This is a genomic window from Variovorax sp. 10N420 (genome assembly GCF_056394705.1).
In genome coordinates, this window is sequence record NZ_JBFTIJ010000004.1 from 433,419 (window position 1) to 452,674 (window position 19,256).

Sequence of the window (19,256 nt, forward strand, 5' to 3'; positions counted from 1 at the left end):
ATCGGGAGGACGCAATGCTGGACGAACGCTTCCCGGACCCCACGGACGAGAGGGCGGCGATCCTCATCGTCGATGACCTGCCCGAGAAGCTGCTCGTGTTCCATACGGTGCTCGAAGACCTCGGGCAGGAACTGGTTCAGGTCCAGTCCGGTGCTGCCGCGCTGCGTGAGGTCCTCAGGCGCGAGTTCGCGGTCATCCTGCTGGACGTGAACATGCCCGACATCGACGGCTTCGAGACCGCGACGCTCATCCGCAAGCACCCGCGTTCGATGCACACGCCGATCATCTTCGTGACTTCCTACGCGGACGAGTTGCAGACGGCGCGCGGTTATTCGCTCGGTGCCGTCGACTACATCCTCTCGCCGGTCGTGCCCGAGATGCTGCGCAGCAAGGTGGGCGTCTTCGTCTCGCTCTACCTCATGAACCGCCAGATCCGGCGGCAGGCGGACAGCCGCGCGGCGGTGCTCGCGGCCGAAGCGGCGCGGCGCGTTGCCGAGGAGAACGACAGGAGATCCGCTTTTCTCGCGAAGGCGAGCCGCGTGCTCAACGGCTCGTTGCAAGTCGATGCCGCCGCTCGCCAGTGCGCCGAACTGCTGGCATCGGAGCTCGGTACGCTGGGCCTCGTGCAACTCGTCGACGCCGACCTCGGCCCGCGCGAAGTGGTCGTTGCGGTCGCTGCCGGCGGCCAACTGCACGTTGAAGGCGGCCGGCAGGAGCGACTCGACCCGCGGGTTTGCGAACTGCTGGACGAAGTTCTCGAATCGCGCGGCGGCCGGGTCGTCAGTCAATGCGCCTTGCAAAAGCTCGGGCCCGGCGCCTTTGGATTGGATTCGAGCCTGCCTTGGACCGCGCCCGACCTGGCGGTCGCAATGCCCGTGTGCTTCGGTGACCGGGTGCTTGGCGCATTGCTGGTTCTCGCGCCCGCATCAGGCGGTGCCTGGGAGCCCCCGGTGCTTGCGGCGCTGCTGGAGGAAACCTCCGCGCGCGCGGCAAGCGCCTTCGAGAATGCGCGTCTGTTTCGCGTGCTGCAGCACGAGGCGATCGAACGCATGGCTGCGCAGGAGGCACTCCAGGCGTCCAATCAACGCAAGGATGAATTTCTCGCGATGATGTCGCACGAGCTTCGCAATCCGCTTGCGCCCATTCACATGGCGGTGGAGGTGGTGCGTCGCACCGCGGCCCCGCACCCGAAGGTCAACTGGGCGCTCGACATTGCCACCCGGCAGCTGCGCCAACTGACGCGCCTGATCGAGGAGCTGCTCGACGTGAGCCGCATCAGCCAGGGCAAGTTCGCGTTGAAGCGCGAACGCATCGATCTCAGGCAGGTGATCGCGCAAAGCGTGGAGACCGTCCATGGCCTTTTCGACAGCCATCGTCAGAAGCTCACCATCGACGTGCCGGCCGAGCCCGTGTGGCTGAACGGCGACTTCGCCCGGCTGACGCAGGTCTTCGCCAACCTGCTGCACAACGCATCCAAGTACAGCCCCGACGAGACCTCCGTGGTGCTGCATTGCAGGGCGGAGAAGAACGTGGCCGTCGTCTCGGTGCGCGATCACGGCATGGGCATCGACCCCGAACTGCTGCCGCGGATCTTCGAACTCTTCGAGCAGGGCAAGCGCGGCCTGGACCGCTCGCAGGGTGGACTGGGAGTCGGGCTGACACTGGCCCGCCGTCTCGCGCTGATGCACGGCGGCGACATCGACGTCTCCAGCGAGGGGCAGGACAAGGGCTCCGTCTTCACGGTGCGGCTGCCAGCGGTGCGGGCACCGGCGCCGGAAGCCATCGTCATTGAAACGACAACCGAGCCGGTGCCGTTCAAGCGGTTGGAGCGCATTCTGGTGGTGGACGACAACCGCGATGCGGCCGAGGTGGTCGCTGCCATTCTTCAACTGGACGGGCACCAGATTCGGGTCGCGTCCGACGGCGAGCGGGCGCTGATCGAAGCGCGCGAGTTTCGGCCCGCGGTGGCCATCGTGGATATCGGGCTGCCCTTGATCGACGGCTACGAGGTCGCGCGCCGACTTCGGACCTTGCCTGTCGGAGACGGCTTGCTGCTGATCGCGCTGACCGGCTACGGCCAGCACGACGATCGGCAGGCCGCCCGCGAGGCGGGGTTTGACCATCACTTCGTCAAGCCCGCCGATCCGGACGTCTTGCTCGCCTGCATCCACGAATGGCAGGCGATTCGGGGTGAGGCTGCCGCGCCCGGATTGTCCGGCGCGGCGGGCAGCGCCGAAGGCCTGCGCCTTGAATGAATCCGACTGGTCTGTACGCCCCGTCCGATTGCGCCTTGGTGCAAGACCCGGTAGTGTTTCTTGAGTCCCCTCTTGTTTTATGAAACAGCCTATCGAACGCGCCTCGGCTCCCACGAACTCATCCGACTTGCAAACGGTCAGCGACCGCGACTATCGCCTGATGGTTGATGCGCTGGCGGATTTCGCATTTTTCATGCTCGATGCGGAAGGCCACGTCCTCTCCTGGAACGAAGGGGCGCGGCTGTTGCACGGGTATGAGCGGGACGAGGTCATCGGGCGGCATTTCGGTTTTTTCTATCCGGCCGATCTGGTTGTGCGAAACCGGCCGCAGGTCGAATTGGCGGTGGCTCTCGAACACGGCCGCTTCGAAGACGAAGGCTGGCGAACCCGCAACGACGGCAGCCGCTTTCTTTCCAGCTTCGTCATCACGAAGGTGGTCGACGACGAGGGCGAGCTCCGCGGCTTTTCCCACGTCGCCCGTGACCTCACGGAGCACCGCCGGCAAGAGGACTTGCTGCGATCGAGCGAGGAACGCTTCCGGCTGCTGGTGGAGGGCGTGAAGGACTACGCGATCTTCATGCTGGACCCGGAAGGCCGGGTCATCAGCTGGAATCTCGGCGCGCAGGTCAACAAGGGCTACGCCGCGACCGAGATCATTGGCAAGCACTTCTCGATCTTCTATCCGGAAGAGGTGGTTGCCCGAGGATGGCCGGCCCAGGAACTCAAGATCGCGATGCGCGACGGCCGCCTCGAAGACGAAGGTTGGCGAATTCGCAAGGACGGCTCCCGCTTCTGGGCGAGCGTCGTCATCACGGCGCTGCATGATCCTTCGGGGCGGCACATCGGCTTCGCGAAGGTCACGCGAGACCTCACCGAACGGCGAAGGATCATCACGCTCGAAGACGAGGGAAAGCGTGTCACGAACTTCCTGGCGATGCTGGGCCATGAGCTTCGCAACCCGCTCGCGCCTATTTCCAATGCGATGGCGCTCCTGGCGAGGGAGAAGACGGAGTCCAGGCTGGTGGAGAAAACGCAGGATATCGTTTCGCGCCAGCTCAAGCAGTTGACGCGGCTCGTGGATGACCTGCTGGACGTCAGCCGAATCACCAGCGGCAAGATCCACCTGGAGGCGAAGCCGGTGCGGCTGCGCGATGCCCTCGACCAGGCTGCCGAAGCCGCGCGGCCGCTGTGCGAGGCGAAGTCGCAGGCATTCAAGGTGGACATGGGCGATTCCGACCCGTGGGTGATTGGCGACCACGCCCGCATCGTCCAGATCGTTTCCAACCTGCTCACCAACGCGGCGAAGTTCACGCCGCCGGATGGGCGCGTCGAATTGCGCCTCGCCGACCTCGGGAACTCGGTGGAAATCTCGGTGCGCGACGACGGCCCCGGCATCCTCGAGAAGGACCAGAAGCAGATCTTCGACCTGTTCGTGCAAGGGGAAGATGACCTGGCCCGCACCAAGGGCGGCCTCGGGCTGGGACTCAGCCTCGTGCAGCAACTGGTGACGCTTCAGGGCGGGGTCGTCAGCGCCTTCAGCAGCGGCAAGCCGGGCGAGGGGGCCGAATTCGTCGTGCAGTTTCCAAGCGTCGCTGCGCCGCACATTGCCGATGATGAGGATGATTCCGGAAAGCGAAGATCGCGGATATTGGTCGTCGACGACAACCGCGACGCCGCCGAGACGATGCACATGCTGCTCGAAGCCATCGGCTATGACGCGAGCCTGGCACACGACGGCAACCAGGCGCTCGAGTCAATCAAGACGCACTCGCCGGACGTCGTGTTGCTGGACATCGGCCTGCCGGGGCTCAGCGGCATCGAAGTCGCAAGGCGGGTCAAGACCGAGATCCTCAAGCAGCCGGCGTTGATCGCGGTGACCGGCTACGGGCAGGAGCGGGACCGCGAGGCGAGCTACGACGCGGGCTTCATCGCTCACCTCACCAAGCCTGTCGACATCGACAAGCTCACTGCATTGCTCCAGCGGGTTGCACCGCCCTGAATGCTGCGGAGCGTCAGGCCGGATCCATGCCGCGACGGCGCTTTGCTTCGGCGCTGTCAGGCGACACCAGGAACTCGAGCAGTGCTCGCGCCGCATCGGGCTGCGCCGCGCCGATGCTCAACGCGGCGGAGAAGATCGTGTTGATCTGAACTTCGGGCGGCAGCGGGCCTAGCAGGTCGATGCCTTGCACGCCGATGAGTTCGCTCATCTGCTGAAAGCCCAGTGCAGCCTCTCCGCGTGCCACGAGCGACCCGACCGCCACACCCGGCGGCGCCTGCACCAATCGCCCTTGCAGCGCATCGGCGATGCCCCAGCGTTCGAACATCGCGACGAGTGCGACACCGCTCGGGCCAGTCGAGTAGCCGACCGTGGCCGCCCCTTCCACTGCGCGGCGCAGGGCCGCCTCGCTGGCGATGTCCGGCCGGGTGGCGCCCGCACGCACCGCCACACCCACGCCTGAGCGCACGAGGTCGACCTTGGTGGCCGGATCGATCTTGCCTTCGTCGCCCAGCTTGGCAATGGCATCCGAAGCGAGCGCTACGACGTCGAAGCTTTCACCGGCGCGGACGCGTCGCGCGGCGTCGACACCACCGACCGCCTCGAACGAAACGGGCATGCCGGTGCGCGTCGAATACATCGCCGCGAGCTCGTCCAGCAGGCCGCGCGTGGCCATCGAGCAGATTCCCTTGATCGGATGTTTCATGGTGGTGGAGTCGGACTGGGCCATGGCGCCGTGCATAGTGAGCATCGCCGCACCGCCGAGTGCCCAGAGGCAGGCTTGTCGGCGTGTGATTCCCGGATTCATGAAAGGCCCGCGCGCGTTCGTTCAATCGAGCTTGATGTTTGCTTCGCGGATGAGCTTGCCGTAGCGGGCGGCGTCGCTCTTGAGCAGCTTGTCGAAGTCTTCCGGCGAACCCGACAGCGTTGTGCCACCGGCCGCAGCGAGCTGGGCACGCACTTCCGGCGACTGGAGCGCCTTCTGCACCGTCTCATGAAGCTTGGCGAGGATCGGCTTGGGCAAGTCCGCCGGGGCGACAAAGCCGTACCAGACGCTGGCCTCGAAGCCGGGGTAGCCCGATTCGGCCACCGTCGGCACGCCGGGCAGCACCGATGAGCGCTCCGGGCTCATCACCGCGAGCACACGCAAGGTGCCAGCCTTGGCGAGCGGCAAGACCTCCAGCGCATTCACCGCGACCACTTCGACGTGCCCGCCGAGCGTGTCCGTGAGCGCCTGCGCACCGCCTTTGTAGGGCACGTGGCGCATCGAGAGGCCGGCGGTGTGCTGGAACAGTTCGATCGCCAGGTGTGGCGTCGATCCGTTGCCGGGCGTCGCGACGGTGATGCTTCCGGGCTTGGCCTTGGCGGTGGCCACGAGTTGCTGCAGCGTCTTGATCTCCGAGGCCTCGCGCACGGCAAGCACCACCGGCACGCGCCCGACCATCGCCACTGGCGTCAGGTCGTGCTGGAGGTCGTAAGGCGCGGGCTGGAAGAGCGACGGATTCACTGCCAGTGCGTTGGCGGCCAGCAGCAGCGTGTAGCCGTCGGGCGGGCTCGCGATGAGCGCCTTCACCGCGATGTTGGTGCCGGCGCCCGGCTTGTTCTCGACGATGACGGGTTGGCCGAGCGTGGCCGCCATCCGTTGGCCGACCGAACGCGCGATCGCGTCCACCGCGCCGCCTGCGCTGTAGCCGACGAGGATCTTGATCTGTTTCGAAGGGAATGCATCCGCGGCGGCCGCGCCGAAAGAGATGCAGAAGGCGAGCGATCCCGCGAGGGCAAGGAAGTGGCGTCGGCCGAAGAATTTCATGAGAGGGGTCCAGGTTTCGAGATTCGAGCCGTGGTCAGCGCGGGTCGGCCGCAGCGGCCTTGTCCCAGGCTTGCGGTGCGGCTTCCTTGCCGGCCACGGAATACAGCGCACCGGGCGCGTTGCGCGTCTGCTGGAAATCCTCCAGCGACTGGCCGCGCATTGCGGCGTAGATGTGCAGGTTCGACACGCCGATGACGGCGCCGAGCTTTTCGAGCATGAAGAAGATGACGCCGTAGTGGATGAGCCCACGCCAGTCGCGGCGGCGCACGAGGTCGCGTTCTTGTTCGGTCAGTGCAGCGGCTTCGAAGGCCGCTTCCTCGTCCGCCACGAAGCGCGCGCGATGGCCCGGGCGCGTCATCGCCTGCAGGAACTTGTTGAGCCGATAAGCCCGCACGCTGCTCTCCAGCGAGAACGGATAGGTGCCCTCCAGTGCCTCGACGCCTGCCAGTTGCGTCTCCATGTGCCGCCGATGCCGTTCGACTTCGCCCGCGATCGGCGGACTTGCAAGGTTTTCATAGATGGCCGTGGCAATGCCGGTCATCGAAGGCAGGTAGTAGCTCTGGTGCGTCTTGCGAATGTTGGACGACATGGCGCCCCGCATCACCAGCCACATGATCACTTCTGCGCCTTCGAGCCCACCCAGCGTAGCGAGTTCGGCCTGCGTCATCTCGGTGAGCCGTACCGGGTCGTTTTCGATGAGGTCGAGGAACTGCGCGTCCCACGCTGTGTTGTTGAAGCCGGCGCGCTCGCCGTGAACCTGATGCGACAGGCCGCCCGTTGCGACGATGGCCACCTTCAGGTCTTCGGGGTAGCTTTCGATCGCGCGCCGGAGGGCCTGGCCCAGCCGATAGCAGCGGCGAGCCGAAGGCACCGGCGACTGCAGCACGCCGACCTGCAACGGCACCACGGGAGTCGGCCATGAAGGCTTGTGAGGGCACAGGAGCGACATGGGCGAGAAAACGCCATGGTCGAGCGGCCGGTCCTGGAAGAAGGACATGTCGAATTCGTCCGCCACCAGCGAGTTGCCGATGTGCCGCGCCAGCGCCGGATGACCTGCGAGTGCGGGCAAGTCGCGCGGGCCGCCGCCTTCGTCCGCCACCTCGTGCCGTTCGCCCACGCCCAGCGCAAAGGCGGAGTAGTGGTCGAAGAAGAAGGAGCTGACGTGGTCGTTGTAGATGAAGAACAGCACATCCGGCTTCTGCTCGGTGAGCCATTGCTGCACGGGTGCGAACGCCTCGAAGATGGGCGCCCAGACGGGGTCCTGTTGCTTGTTCTTGTCGAAGGCAAAGCCGATGGTGGGCGTGTGCGAGCACGCGACGGCGCCAATGATGCGAGCCATGGTTTGTCTCCGATCAGTCGATGTAGCGCAGGCCGGCCTTGGCGAGCGGTTCGCGCATGGCGTACATGTCCAGGCCGAGTTCGCCTGCGGCAAAGCGTGCGCGCTTGCTGGTTTCGTTGGCTTCGCGCGCCTGGGCCGCGTCGGCCACCTGCTGCGCCATCGCCGCCGGCACGACGACCACGCCATCGATGTCTGCGACGATCACATCGCCGGGATGGACCAACGCGCCTGCGCACACCACCGGCACGTTGACCGAACCGAGCGTGGATTTGATGCACCCCTTGGCATGGATCGCGCGGCTGAATACCGGGAAGTTCATCTCGGTCAGGTCGCGCACGTCACGCACCCCGCCATCGATGATCAGGCCCCGGCAGCCGCGCGCCTTGAAGGAGGTCGCGAGCAGGTCGCCGAAGAAGCCGTCGGTGCTGTCCGCCGTGCACGCCGCCACGACCACGTCGCCCGGTTGGATCTGCTCGGCGGCCACGTGCATCATCCAGTTGTCGCCCGGCTGCAGCAGCACGGTGACAGCTGTGCCGCAGCAGCGCGCCTGCGGATAGATCGGCCGGATGCGCGGCTGCATGAGTCCGAGCCGCCCCATGGCCTCGTGCACTGTCGACACCCCTAAGCGCGACAGTTGCTCCACAGCCGCCGGGTCGGCGCGCTGGATGTTTCGATGGACGGTGCCCAGCGCCTGGAAGTGATTCACGGCATTCGCGGTCATGGTCAAAGCCCCTTGCTCTTGAGCGCCCGGTCCAGGCGTGGATACACCCTGCGTGCGTTGCCTTCGTAGATCTTGTGCCGCGTGGCGTCGTCGAGCGTCTGTGCGGCGTCGATGTAGCGGCGCGTGTCGTCGAAGTAGTGGCCTGTTTCCGGATCGATGCCGCGCACTGCGCCGATCATTTCGCTGGCGAAGAGGATGTTGTCGGCGGGGATCACCTTCGTGAGCAGGTCGATGCCCGGCTGGTGATAGACGCAGGTGTCGAAGAAGATGTTGTTCAGCAGGTGGTCCTTCAGCAGTGGCTTCTTCATCTCTTGGGCCAGGCCGCGGAACCGGCCCCAGTGATAGGGCACTGCGCCGCCGCCGTGCGGAATCACGAAGCGCAGGTCCGGAAAGTCCTTGAACAGATCGGACGTGAGGCATTGCATGAACGCCGTTGTATCGGCGTTCAGGTAGTGCGCGCCCGTGGTGTGAAAGCACGCATTGCAGCTCGTGCTGACATGCACCATAGCGGGGATGTCGTGCTCCACCATCTTTTCGTAGATCGGATACCAGTGGCGGTCGGAAAGCGGGGGAGAAGTCCAGTGCCCGCCCGATGGATCGGGGTTCAGGTTGACGCCCACGAAGCCGTACTGCGTGACGCATTTCTCCAACTCAGCGATGCAGGTTTTCGGATCGACGCCCGGCGACTGCGGCAGCATCGCCGCGCCGATGAAGTGATCGGGAAACAGTTCGCTCACCCGAAAGCAGAGCTCGTTGCAGATGGCGGCCCACGTGGACGACACCTCGAAGTCGCCGATGTGATGCGCCATGAAGCTCGCACGCGGCGAAAAGATGGTCAGGTCGCTGCCGCGCTCTTTCATGAGGCGCAACTGGTTGTTCTCGATTGACTCGCGAAGCTCGTCGTCGCTGATCTTGAGATCGGACGGGCGGGGCTTCAGCGATGGATCGGCAATGCCTGCGATCTGCTGGTTGCGCCAGCTCTCGAGCGCCTTGGGCGCGGTGGTGTAGTGGCCGTGGCAGTCGATGATCATGTTCAAGAGTATGGCGCTGGGCCTTGATCCAATGCGTGAGTTCGGGTTGAAGTGCCCTCAGAGTTTCTTATCGGACAGGGTTTCTGCGGGGATCGGAGATGCTGCCGAGCAGGAGTAAATTCACCCCAGTGAATCCTGCGCCTCCGAACCCGCAACATAAAGTTATCGACAGCACCCATGCCGGGGCGCTCGGCATCAACCTTCGGCACCTGCGCGCGTTCTCTGCCGTGGCCGCGGCCGGCAGCATCGCCGGCGCGGCCGAGGGGCTGTACCGGGTGCCGTCAGGGGTCACGCGGTCGATCCTCGAACTGGAGGCAGGACTCGGCAGGCCGCTGTTCGATCGCCGCGCGCGCGGCATGGCGCTCAACTCATATGGTGAACTGGTGCTGGCGCGGGCCCGCCGCATCGAGCGCGAATTCGAGGACGCGCGCGCCCAACTGGCTGCGCGTGGCGGCATTCCGCCGTCTGCCGACGTTCGCTCGCTGTTCACGTCGCTCCTGAACGGCCGACGGCTCGCGGTGGTCGCGAGCCTTGCGGAAAAGCGCAACATGCCCGCGGTGGCTCGCCAGTTTGGAATCACGCAACCGGCTGTCAGCGGCGCCTTGAAGGATCTCGAAGAGGGGCTCGGCGTTGCCTTGTTCGACCGCTCGGCGCGCGGGTTGTCGCCGACGCCGCCGGGCGAGATCGTTGCTTTCCATTTCAAGCGGGTGCTGGCGGAATTGCGGCACATCGGCCCCGACATCGCGGCCAGCGAAGGGACGCTGCAAGGCAACGTGGTCGTCGGCGCGCTGCCCCTCGGGCGTACCCAGGTCCTGCCGTTCTCGATCGCATCATTGCTCGCCCGCTATCCGAAACTGCACGTGGCGACAGTCGAAAGCCCCTATGACGTGTTGGCGGCATCGCTTCGCAGTGGTGACATCGACTTCATCCTCGGCGCGCTGCGCAGTGCCGAAGAGGCAAAGGATCTGCAACAGGAGGCGCTCTTCGAGGACCGCATTTCGGTGATCGCGCGTGCAGGGCATCCGCTCCAGCGCGCGAAGCGCATCGACTTCGACGATCTTCGCCAGGCGAGCTGGGTGCTGTCGCGGCCTGGGTCGCCGTCGCGCGAACTGCTGGAGCGCTTCTTCTCGGAGGCGCAACAGGCTCCCCCGGTGCCCGCCGTGGAAACAGGCGACCTCGCCGTGCTGCGCGGCCTGCTGCTCGAGAGCGACATGCTGACCGCGATTTCCGCCCACCAGTTGCGCTACGAAATACGCGACGCAAGCCTCGTGGTGCTCGACTTCCCTTTAAACCGGACGAGGCGCGAAATCGGGCTGACTCAGCGAATGGGCGCTTTCCCGTCGCCCGGCGCGCGGGCGTTGATGGAAGAAATCCGCGTCATGGTGGCAAAGTCGCCCGATTTCCGCGCGGGTGCTTGAAAGCCGTCGCTATCCAACCCATCGAGCGATTCCGTCGAGGATCTCGACGAGCACCGCCGCATCGTCGCGACCTGAACGCTTGAGCACATGGAACGAGTGGTCGGCCTGGTCGACGGTCATCAACGTGGCGCGCGAGCCCAGCGAGGTCACCACTGGACTTAGCAGATCAAGGTCCGCCAGCTTGTCGTTCGTGCCTTGGATGAAGAGCATCGGCACCTGAACCTTGGACAGATGATCCGCCCGCGAACTGGAAGGTTCACCGGCCGGATGCAGCGGAAAGCCTACGAAGATTAACCCTTCGACCTGCGGCAGAGGCTGGATCGCCTGAGCTTGCGAGGTCATCCGCGCGCCGAACGATTTGCCACCCGCGAAGAGCCGCAGCGGCCCGAACAGTTGCGCCGCATGCGCGACAGCCGCCCGAACCGCCGCATGCGCGGTCGGCGGCGTGTCGGTGCGCTTCTTGCCCAGTTCCATGTACGGAAACTGATAACGCAACGTGGCGATGTTGCGTTGCTCCAGGCCATCGGCAATGGCGGCCATGAACGGATGAGTCATCCCAGCGCCCGCGCCATGCGCGAAGACGTAACAAGAGCGGGGGTCGCTCGGCGCCTGCACGATGCCCGAGACGCTCGTGTCGTCGTTGATCCGGATGGTGAGCTTCTGCATTTCGCCGCCAATGTACTGCGAGCCGGCCGGCGACGGCACAAAATGCACCCAAGGAGCACCACCCCATGCGATCTCTCAACCTCAAGGGCGCCAAGGGCGCATCCACGATGCCCGTTCTCGGCCTCGGCACCTGGAACATGGGCGAATCCGCCGCAAGGCGCACCGCCGAAGTAGCCGCTGTCCGCACAGCCATCGACATGGGCTGCCGACTCATCGACACTGCGGAAATGTATGGCGAAGGCGGCGCCGAAGAAGTCGTCGGCCAGGCTGTGGCAGAGGCCCTGCGCGCTGGCGACGTCAAGCGCGAAGACCTGTTCATCGTCAGCAAGGTTTATCCCCACAACGCCAGCCGAAAGGGCACACCGGCAGCATGCGCCCGAAGCCTGCAGCGGCTCGGCCTGGACCACATCGACCTCTACCTGCTCCACTGGCGCGGCGAGCATCCGCTCGCACACACCCGCGACGCCATGCGCGCGCTCGTCGACCAGGGCCGCATCCGCCACTGGGGTGTCAGCAACTTCGACACCGACGACATGGAAGAGCTCGCCACGATCTCCGGCGGTGACCTCGACTGCGCAACCAACCAGGTCTATTTCTCAGTCGCCGAACGCGGCCCCGAATTCAACCTGCTCCCCTGGCTGCGCGACCGCGGCATCCCATTGATGGCCTACAGCCCCATCGATCAAGGTGCCCTGGCCACCGACACCGCCCTGGCCCAACTCGCGCAGGGCCTCAACGCCACCCCCGCCCAACTCGCACTGGCCTGGCTGCTCTCCCGCCAAGGCGTGGCCGTCATCCCCAAAGCAGTCAGCGAGTCCCACCAGCGCGAAAACCTCGCAGCCGCAGCCCTGAAACTGCCCCCCGAAGTCCTCACAGAAATCGACCACCTACACCCACCCCCCCAACGCAAGAAACCCCTGGCAATGATCTAAACAAAGGCCAGCGCAGCAAGGCCGGCGCAGCCAGGCCCCTTCGCGAAACACCGCGGAACCGGCTTTGCCGGGCCGCCGGTGTTGCCCCCGGTAGGGGGTAGGCGAAGCGACACGAAGTGCGCGAAGACTGGGGGCGAGCTTAGCTAGCCTGCTTCGGCTTGCTTGGCCGCCGCGATGATTGCCGATTCGTCGTGCTTCGCACCATTGAGGAACAGGTTCAAGAGCACCGCGCTCACGGACGCCAGCAGAATGCCCGACTCCACCAGCGAGTGAATCGCATGCGGCATCCACTGCTTGAAGTTGGGCGCAATCAGCGGAATCATGCCGATGCCGATCGACACCGCGACGATCATCGCGTTGTGGCGGTTGGTCTTGAAGTCCACTCCGGCAAGGATGCGGATGCCCGTGGCGGCCACCATCCCGAACATCACCAGCCCGGCTCCGCCGAGCACGACCGTCGGCAAGGACTCGACCAGCGCAGCCATCTTCGGCAGCAAGCCGAGCACGATCAAGATCACCCCGCCGGCCACGCAGACGAAGCGGCTCTTGATGCCGGTGACGGCCACGAGACCCACGTTCTGCGAAAAGCTGGTGTACGGGAAGGTGTTGAAGATGCCGCCAATGAGTGTGCCGAGGCCGTCCGTGCGCAAACCGCGCGCCAGGTCCTGCTGCGTGATCTTGCGGTCGGTCATCTCGCCGAGCGCCAGGAACATGCCGGTCGATTCAATCATCACCACCACCATGATCAGCGACATGGTGAGGATCAGGATCGGATCGAACTGCGGCATGCCGAAGTGAAAGGGCAGCACGATGTCGAACCAAGCCGCTTGGCCCACTTTCTCGAAAGTCATGAAGCCGAACAAAGCCGCGACAACCGCGCCGATCGTGATGCCGAGCAGCACCGAGATATTGGCAATGAAGCCGGTGGCGTACTTCACGATCAAGAGGATCGACACCAGCACCAGTGCTGCGATACCGAGGCCGCCGAGATCGGCATATCTCGGGTTGGGCATCGAAGGCACGATGGAGAGGCCCTTGGGCAGGGGCGGCACGGCGGAGCCAGGCGATGTCACGTCGGCCAGCCACTTCGCATAGACCGGATCGACCAGCGCCGGCGCCGTCGGGCCCACAGGGTTGCCGAAGATCCAGTTGATGCCCACGCGCATCAGGCTGATGCCGATGACGGCAATGATGGTGCCGGTCACCACAGGCGGAAAGAAGCGCAGCATGCGCGAGACCAGCGGCGCGATCAGTATCGAAACGATGCCGGCGCCGATGATGGAGCCGAAGAGCAGTTGCGCGCCGGCCTGTCCGGGGTTCGTGTTGGCCATGGAGACCATCGGCGCGACCGACGCGAAGGTCACGCCCATCATCACGGGCAGCTTGATGCCGAACCATTGCGTGGCACCCAGCGACTGGATGAGCGTCGCAACGCCGCAGCAGAAGAGGTCGGCCGAAATCAGCAACGCGACCTCTTGCGGACTGAGCTTGAGCGCACGTCCCACGATGAGCGGGACCGCGACGGCGCCGGCATACATCACGAGCACATGTTGCAGGCCCAGGGCGGTGAGTTTGCCCGCTGGCAGGCGCTGATCGACGGGGTGGATGGAAGTGGCGACAGCCGTCATTGCAGGGTCTCCTGGGGCGCGGGGGATGAAGATAGGACAGTTTCAGGAATCGTGCCGCGACTGCGGTTCACGGGTATGTACGCGAAACTGTATACAGTCTGACCGCCCATCCATATGGCGGAAAACCCGGGTTCCGACACACGGTCTTTTCCGGTGCCGCGCGCGGAGGTATCTTGCACGACCGCTGCTCTGCAGGAGCCCGCCATGCTCGAATCACTTCGTACCGATCCGACCTTCTATCCGTCGCCGCGCCTGGCGATGGAGGCCGAACCGGAGCGCATTGCCTACACCGCCTTGCTGTCGACCGATGCTTCGCGCCCTGATGCGCTGGCGGTCGTGGATGTCGATCCGGGCTCCGCCACGTACGGCACGGTGCTGCATCGGCTCGATATGCCGAACCGCGGCGATGAGTTTCATCACTTCGGCTGGAATGCCTGCAGTTCGGCGCTGGCGCCGATGTCGGGCCATGCCTTCCTGAAGCGGCGCTATCTCGTCATTCCGGGCATTCGATCGTCGCGCATCTATGTCGTCGATACGCAACCCGACCCGGCGCGGCCGACCATCAGCCATGTCATCGAACCCGAAGAGGTCATGCGCAAGACGGGATATTCACGCCCGCATACGGTGCATTGCGGCCCCGAGGGGCTCTACATCAGCACGCTCGGCGGGGCTGGACCGGACGGCACCGAAGGTCCGCCCGGCATCTTCCTGATGGACTGCGAGAGTTTCGAGGTGCTCGGCAAGTGGGAAATCGAGCGCGGGCCGCAGAAGCTGCACTATGACTTCTGGTGGAATCTGCCGCGCGACTACATGGTGTCCAGCGAATGGGGTCTGCCGCCGCAGTTCGAGAACGGCATCGTGCCCGAAGACTTGCTCGGCAATCGCTATGGGCACCAGCTTCACTTCTGGGATTTGCGCGCGCGCCGGCATGTGCAGAGCATCGATCTCGGCGCGAACCATCAGATGGCGCTGGAGATTCGGCCCGCGCACGATCCAACGCGCGAATATGGTTTTCTTGGCGTGGTGGTCGACACCACCAACCTCGAAGGGTCGATCTGGACGTGGTGGCGCGAAGGCGGCAAGTTCCACGCGAAGAAGACCGCCGTCGTTCCTCCAGAGCCGGCGGATGCTGCGCTCTTGCCCGACCTGCTGAAGGGCTTCGGCGCAGTGCCACCGTTGATCACGGACATCGATCTTTCAATGGACGACCGCTTTCTCTATGTCGCGTGCTGGGGTACCGGCGAACTGCGGCAGTACGACGTGACCGATCCGATGAACCCGCGCCTGTCGGGCAGCGTGCGCATTGGCGGCGTTGCCAATTGCACGCCGCATCCGAATGGGTCGAGCTTCGGCGGCGGCCCACAAATGACCGAGATCAGCCGCGATGGCAAGCGCGTGTATTTCACCAACTCGCTCTACAGCCGATGGGACCAGCAGTTCTATCCCCACGGCATCCCCGGACGACAGGTGATGTGCCACGTCGGTGCGAACGGCGGCATCGAACTCGACAAGAAGTTCGTCGTCGACTTCGGCGCGGACTACGGCGCTCACCAGGTCCGGCTGCAGGGCGGCGACTGCTCCACGGATTCGTTCTGCTATCCGTCGGCGTGAAGTCGGCCGTTTCAGGTTTACCGTGAATTCCGCCGCCACCGCGTCCTTGTGGTTCGGCGTGGTGGCGTTCGGTATCTTCCACGGGCTGAACCCGGCGATGGGATGGCCGCTTGCAGTGGCGAACGGCCTGGGCGAAAAGCGCGACACGGCCGTCTTTGCGACCTGGTTGCCGTTGGGCACGGGCCATCTGCTGGCGATGGCGCTTGTGCTCGTGCCTTTCGCAGTGCTGACGTGGATGCTGCAGTGGGGCCAGCAGATCCGTCTTGGCGCCGGGCTGCTCGTGATGGCCTTCGGGCTGTCACGGCTGGTCTTGCGCCATCGCCATCGGTGGTTGGCGCGTATTCGGCCCTCCCAGGTGGTGCTGTGGTCCTTCCTGATGGCCACCGCGCATGGAGCTGCGTTGATGCTGTTGCCGATTCTGCTGGGGCTCTGCGAGTCGCCTGCCGCCGCGGGCAACGTGCAGTCCGCGCCGATCGATCAAGGGACGGCGATGGCGTTGATGCGCTCCAGCGTGGGGACGGCGGTCATGGTGTCGCTGGTTCACACTGCAGCGATGATCGGCGCGGGCCTGGGCGCCGCGTGGATCGTCTATCGCTATCTGGGGCTGCGGGCACTGCGGGCCAGCTGGCTCGATCTGGACGTGGCGTGGTCGCTCGGGCTCGTCGCGTCTGGCGCTGCGGGCGTGGCTACGGCATTGCTCCATCCTTGATCGCGCGGGTCAGGGGTTGAACGGGGGCGTTGCAGAATGGCCCGCATGAAACTCAAAAGTCTCGTTGCGGTTCTTGTCGTCCTGTTGGCGCTTGCGGCGTACTGGTATTGGTCGCCGTTCCTGGCTGTTCGCGAGCTCCAGAGCGCGGCGCAGAAAGGTGACGCGGAGACCTTCAATCGGCACGTCGATTACCCGAAAGTCAGGGAGAGCCTCAAAGGCCAGTTTTCTGCGCTGCTGGCCCGGAAGATGGGTGCGCAGAAGGATTCGGACAATCCGTTTGCCGCACTGGGGAGCCTCATCGGCCTTGGTGTCGTCAATCAACTGGTGGATGCGATGGTCCGGCCGGAGACGGTCATGGCGGCGATGAGCCACGGCAAGCTGGCCCAACCTGCACCCGGTCCTGCGCGGGCACCAGAGAGTGCCCCGGCTCCGCCGGCTGGAGGCGGCGCGCCGGAAAAAGCAGAAAGCAAGCCCAACTGGATCATCGACCGCGAAGGCGCGAACAAGATGACCGCCTATGCGGTGGATCCCGGCAAGCCCGACCAACCGAATGCCGAACGGCTCGGACTTGTGTTCGAGCGCAGTGGGTTTGTCGACTGGAAGCTCACTGAAATCAGGATGCCCATCGCGGTCGCCCAAAAGTAGGAGGAAGGCAGTTGTCTTCGGCTGCACAGGCCAATCCGTCCCGAAGCCGTCTGCGCGGCGGCTGGCGCATCGCAGCCGTCTTGCTTGCGGTTGTCGCCGTGTTGCTGGCCGCGGCGGCTTTCGCGCTCAGGCAGGCGTACCCGCCGGCGCGCATTTCGGCGATGCTCGCCGAGCAGATCAGCACTGCGACGGGGCGCGCTTTTCGCATCGACGGTGATCTGTCGATTCATCTGTTTCCGACCATTGCCGTGCGCGCGAACGATGTGGCGCTTGCCAATGCGGACTGGGGTTCGCAGCCCGACATGCTGCGGTTTCGCAAGGCGGCTTTCGAGATTTCGCTACGGGATCTGCTCGACCGGCGGATTCGCATCCTGAGCGTTGAAGTGGAAGACGCCGAGATCCTGCTCGAAGGCGACGGCGCCGGCCGCTACAACTGGCAATTCGCGCCGCATCCTCGCGATGGGGCAAAGGCTGCACCGTCATTGGAGATGGACCGCTTCCTGCTGTCAGGCGCCCACGTCACATACCGCGATGCGCGCAAGGGGGCTTCGCGCGACGTCGAAGTAGCGATCGACTCCATCGGATTGCGCGCCAACGGCGATCGGGATCAACTCTCGGGCGTCTTCAAGCTGGGCCCGCAAGAGTGGAAGGCGGAAGGCGAGGTCGGCCGTGTGGCGCGCATGCTCGCCGGGGCCGAGGACTGGCCGTTCGATATTGCCTTGAGCACCGATGGCGCGACAGTCTCTGCGGCAGGCAACTTGGGAACGGGTCCGCGTGCAGGGAGCCTGGAAGCCGCGCTGAAGCTTCAGGTGAGCGATGCAAAGGTATTGCGACATATCTCGGCGGCGGCGAGTGCGCTGCCGATGCCTGTTGAAGCCACAGCGACGCTGCGGCGTGCGCCGGACGAGTGGCGCTTCGACGAACTGAAGCTGTCCATCGCAGGGCAGGCCCTGAACGGTCGCGTCACCCTGCAGACCCGTCCGCCCAGACCGCGCGTGGACGCGGAGTTGTCGTCCGCGGCGATCGATCTAAAGAAGTGGCTCAGGGCCGAGCCTGCGGCAGCGGCAAAGACGCCCCGGGCGCCGCTGTTCGGCGACAAGCCGCTGTTCACCTTCGATGCCTTGCCGGAGATCCCGCTGCAGATCCAGGTCAAGGTCGATCGCCTGAATGTGCCCGGAATGCCCGGGGTGTCCGGACTGCAGGCCCGTTTGATATCAGACCAGGGCCGGCTGACGATCGAGCCTCTGTCTTTTGCTGCCGTCGGCGGCTCCGTGCATGGACGGGTCGGGCTCACGCTTCGAATGGGCGAGGCGCCGCGCACCGACTTGCAACTGACTGCGCGGTCGCTCTCCGTGGAGGACCTGGATGCCCAACGGGGCGGCAAGCATTTCAAGGGCGGGCGCGCGAACCTCGACCTCAAGCTGGGGATGACGGGTCGCACGCCAAGGAGTCTGGCGGGGACGTCCCATGGAGACGTGCAGTTGTCGGTGCGAGATGTCGGGTTGACCGGGCGCGCGGCAACGCTGGACCAGGACATCCTCGCGCGCCTGCTCGATACGCTGCTCCCCAAGCAGGCATCCAGCAAGGACCTGGTCGTGCAGTGCCTCGTCGCACGGCTCCCGCTGCGCAACGGCGTGGCGGCGATCGACCGATCGATCGTCATGGAAACCCCGCAGATTGCCGTCGCTGCCAGCGGCGAGATCAATCTGGCGAAGCAGACCATCGAGTTGGCTTTCTTGCCGAGGGTGAAGAAGGGGCTGGATCTCAATCCGGGAAGCCTGGTTCAGCTTCTGTTGCTGAAGGGCCCGCTCGAAAACCCGGAGTTCGCCATCGACCCGAAAGGCACCGTGCGCCAGGCGGCGACGTTCGGCGTGGCGGCGGCGACGGGCGGGCTCTCGCTGCTGGCGCCAGCGCTCTTCGGTCACGCGGGCACTGCCAAGGATTGCGGCTTGCCGTCGTCAACAGGCGGACAGGGCACCAAGTCCAAGCCGCAGCAAGAGGGAGGTGGGCGCAAGTTCAAGGCGCCTCATCCCTTCGGACTGATCGGGCGCTGAGTGGTTACCGTGACGCTTTTGCAAAAGTAAGAAGAAAGTTAAGGAAATATCTTGTTACCTTGAGAATCACTAGGCACAATGTATTACATGCATTCGCAACACCCCTCCAAACCGCAATGGACCACCGCTGGTCTGCTCGGCCTGTTGCGCTCGACCCTGCCTCCTGCGGACAGGAGGCGGGCGCTGACCGCGTCGCAGGATGCCTGCCCCCCGCCGGCGCCGCTCAGCAACCGCCAGCTCATCGACATCGCCGACGAATGGCGTGACCGAACCTGCGAAGGCGACGCCGGCGCCGAATCCGTGGCGCAGGCGCTCGAACTGGTGGCAATGAACCGCGCCGCCGGAAAGCAGAAACGGATTCAGGAAATGGGCAAGCGCCTGTCAGACCTGATGAGGTTGTCTTGAGTTGTCTGCAACCTCGCCGCGTCCTGCGGCGCCTTG

General features: G+C 65.0%; 16 protein-coding genes. 9 read left to right on the plus strand and 7 right to left on the minus strand.

Going from position 1 to position 19,256, the window contains the following annotated elements; genetic code table 11:
- Positions 1–14 precede the first annotated feature (14 nt).
- Both AC1DEK_RS13195 and AC1DEK_RS13200 read left to right on the plus strand, forming a co-directional pair.
- On the plus strand, positions 15–2,255 hold the full coding sequence (locus AC1DEK_RS13195; protein WP_478125672.1) for a response regulator: 2,241 nt from the start codon (positions 15–17) through the stop codon (positions 2,253–2,255).
- Between the two features lie 79 nt (positions 2,256–2,334).
- Positions 2,335–4,254, plus strand: coding sequence for a PAS domain-containing hybrid sensor histidine kinase/response regulator (locus tag AC1DEK_RS13200; protein ID WP_478125673.1), 1,920 nt, complete (start codon positions 2,335–2,337; stop codon positions 4,252–4,254).
- A 13-nt stretch (positions 4,255–4,267) separates the two neighbouring features.
- On the opposite strand, the gene AC1DEK_RS13205 is transcribed toward AC1DEK_RS13200, so the two are convergent.
- The 5 genes from AC1DEK_RS13205 to AC1DEK_RS13225 form a co-directional block, all read right to left on the minus strand.
- A complete protein-coding gene (locus AC1DEK_RS13205) occupies positions 4,268–4,981 on the minus strand; it encodes a substrate-binding domain-containing protein (protein ID WP_478125674.1) in 714 nt (237 codons plus the stop codon).
- A gap of 99 nt (positions 4,982–5,080) precedes the next feature.
- On the minus strand, positions 5,081–6,061 hold the full coding sequence (locus AC1DEK_RS13210; RefSeq protein WP_478125675.1) for a Bug family tripartite tricarboxylate transporter substrate binding protein: 981 nt from the start codon (positions 6,059–6,061) through the stop codon (positions 5,081–5,083).
- Between the two features lie 34 nt (positions 6,062–6,095).
- Positions 6,096–7,400, minus strand: coding sequence for a gallate dioxygenase (locus AC1DEK_RS13215; protein ID WP_478125676.1), 1,305 nt, complete (start codon positions 7,398–7,400; stop codon positions 6,096–6,098).
- Between the two features lie 13 nt (positions 7,401–7,413).
- Positions 7,414–8,121, minus strand: coding sequence for a 4-carboxy-4-hydroxy-2-oxoadipate aldolase/oxaloacetate decarboxylase (gene ligK, locus AC1DEK_RS13220; RefSeq protein ID WP_478125677.1), 708 nt, complete (start codon positions 8,119–8,121; stop codon positions 7,414–7,416).
- A gap of 2 nt (positions 8,122–8,123) precedes the next feature.
- Entirely contained in the window at positions 8,124–9,152 is a 1,029-nt protein-coding gene (locus AC1DEK_RS13225; RefSeq protein ID WP_478125849.1) for an amidohydrolase family protein, read from the minus strand.
- A 128-nt stretch (positions 9,153–9,280) separates the two neighbouring features.
- Between AC1DEK_RS13225 and AC1DEK_RS13230 the strand changes: the two genes are divergently transcribed.
- The gene (locus AC1DEK_RS13230) at positions 9,281–10,570 is read left to right on the plus strand and encodes a LysR family transcriptional regulator (RefSeq protein WP_478125678.1); all 1,290 of its coding nucleotides are present in this window, start codon (positions 9,281–9,283) and stop codon (positions 10,568–10,570) included.
- 9 nt (positions 10,571–10,579) lie between these two features.
- On the opposite strand, the gene AC1DEK_RS13235 is transcribed toward AC1DEK_RS13230, so the two are convergent.
- A complete protein-coding gene (locus AC1DEK_RS13235; protein WP_478125679.1) occupies positions 10,580–11,236 on the minus strand; it encodes an alpha/beta hydrolase family protein in 657 nt (218 codons plus the stop codon).
- Between the two features lie 65 nt (positions 11,237–11,301).
- On the opposite strand from AC1DEK_RS13235, the gene AC1DEK_RS13240 reads away from it, so the two are divergent.
- On the plus strand, positions 11,302–12,168 hold the full coding sequence (locus tag AC1DEK_RS13240) for an aldo/keto reductase (RefSeq protein WP_478125680.1): 867 nt from the start codon (positions 11,302–11,304) through the stop codon (positions 12,166–12,168).
- A gap of 143 nt (positions 12,169–12,311) precedes the next feature.
- Here AC1DEK_RS13240 and AC1DEK_RS13245 read toward each other — a convergent pair whose 3' ends face one another.
- Entirely contained in the window at positions 12,312–13,796 is a 1,485-nt protein-coding gene (locus AC1DEK_RS13245; protein ID WP_478125681.1) for a nucleobase:cation symporter-2 family protein, read from the minus strand.
- Between the two features lie 204 nt (positions 13,797–14,000).
- Here AC1DEK_RS13245 and AC1DEK_RS13250 point away from each other — a divergent pair, with 204 nt between their 5' ends.
- The 5 genes from AC1DEK_RS13250 to AC1DEK_RS13270 all read left to right on the plus strand — a co-directional run bounded on the left by AC1DEK_RS13250 (position 14,001) and on the right by AC1DEK_RS13270 (position 19,220).
- The gene (locus tag AC1DEK_RS13250) at positions 14,001–15,407 is read left to right on the plus strand and encodes a selenium-binding protein SBP56-related protein (RefSeq protein ID WP_478125682.1); all 1,407 of its coding nucleotides are present in this window, start codon (positions 14,001–14,003) and stop codon (positions 15,405–15,407) included.
- Between the two features lie 22 nt (positions 15,408–15,429).
- Positions 15,430–16,116, plus strand: coding sequence for a hypothetical protein (locus AC1DEK_RS13255; protein WP_478125683.1), 687 nt, complete (start codon positions 15,430–15,432; stop codon positions 16,114–16,116).
- Between the two features lie 45 nt (positions 16,117–16,161).
- Positions 16,162–16,761, plus strand: a complete 600-nt coding sequence (locus AC1DEK_RS13260) for a DUF2939 domain-containing protein (RefSeq protein WP_478125684.1) — start codon at positions 16,162–16,164, stop codon at positions 16,759–16,761.
- Between the two features lie 11 nt (positions 16,762–16,772).
- Complete coding sequence (locus tag AC1DEK_RS13265) at positions 16,773–18,815, plus strand: AsmA family protein (protein WP_478125685.1); 2,043 nt, start codon at positions 16,773–16,775, stop codon at positions 18,813–18,815.
- 87 nt (positions 18,816–18,902) lie between these two features.
- On the plus strand, positions 18,903–19,220 hold the full coding sequence (locus AC1DEK_RS13270) for a hypothetical protein (RefSeq protein ID WP_478125686.1): 318 nt from the start codon (positions 18,903–18,905) through the stop codon (positions 19,218–19,220).
- Positions 19,221–19,256: the final 36 nt, after the last annotated feature.

What these genes read in the sequence shown, in the direction of transcription:
- AC1DEK_RS13225 (WP_478125849.1), bottom strand. Translation starts at nt 9,152, where the DNA reads ATGATCATCGACTGCCACGGCCACTACACCACCGCGCCCAAGGCGCTC.
- AC1DEK_RS13240 (WP_478125680.1), top strand. Translation starts at nt 11,302, where the DNA reads ATGCGATCTCTCAACCTCAAGGGCGCCAAGGGCGCATCCACGATGCCC.
- AC1DEK_RS13260 (WP_478125684.1), top strand. Translation starts at nt 16,162, where the DNA reads ATGAAACTCAAAAGTCTCGTTGCGGTTCTTGTCGTCCTGTTGGCGCTT.
- AC1DEK_RS13250 (WP_478125682.1), top strand. Translation starts at nt 14,001, where the DNA reads ATGCTCGAATCACTTCGTACCGATCCGACCTTCTATCCGTCGCCGCGC.
- AC1DEK_RS13235 (WP_478125679.1), bottom strand. Translation starts at nt 11,236, where the DNA reads ATGCAGAAGCTCACCATCCGGATCAACGACGACACGAGCGTCTCGGGC.
- AC1DEK_RS13195 (WP_478125672.1), top strand. Translation starts at nt 15, where the DNA reads ATGCTGGACGAACGCTTCCCGGACCCCACGGACGAGAGGGCGGCGATC.
- AC1DEK_RS13215 (WP_478125676.1), bottom strand. Translation starts at nt 7,400, where the DNA reads ATGGCTCGCATCATTGGCGCCGTCGCGTGCTCGCACACGCCCACCATC.
- AC1DEK_RS13210 (WP_478125675.1), bottom strand. Translation starts at nt 6,061, where the DNA reads ATGAAATTCTTCGGCCGACGCCACTTCCTTGCCCTCGCGGGATCGCTC.
- AC1DEK_RS13270 (WP_478125686.1), top strand. Translation starts at nt 18,903, where the DNA reads ATGCATTCGCAACACCCCTCCAAACCGCAATGGACCACCGCTGGTCTG.
- AC1DEK_RS13200 (WP_478125673.1), top strand. Translation starts at nt 2,335, where the DNA reads ATGAAACAGCCTATCGAACGCGCCTCGGCTCCCACGAACTCATCCGAC.
- AC1DEK_RS13245 (WP_478125681.1), bottom strand. Translation starts at nt 13,796, where the DNA reads ATGACGGCTGTCGCCACTTCCATCCACCCCGTCGATCAGCGCCTGCCA.
- ligK (WP_478125677.1), bottom strand. Translation starts at nt 8,121, where the DNA reads ATGACCGCGAATGCCGTGAATCACTTCCAGGCGCTGGGCACCGTCCAT.
- AC1DEK_RS13205 (WP_478125674.1), bottom strand. Translation starts at nt 4,981, where the DNA reads ATGGCCCAGTCCGACTCCACCACCATGAAACATCCGATCAAGGGAATC.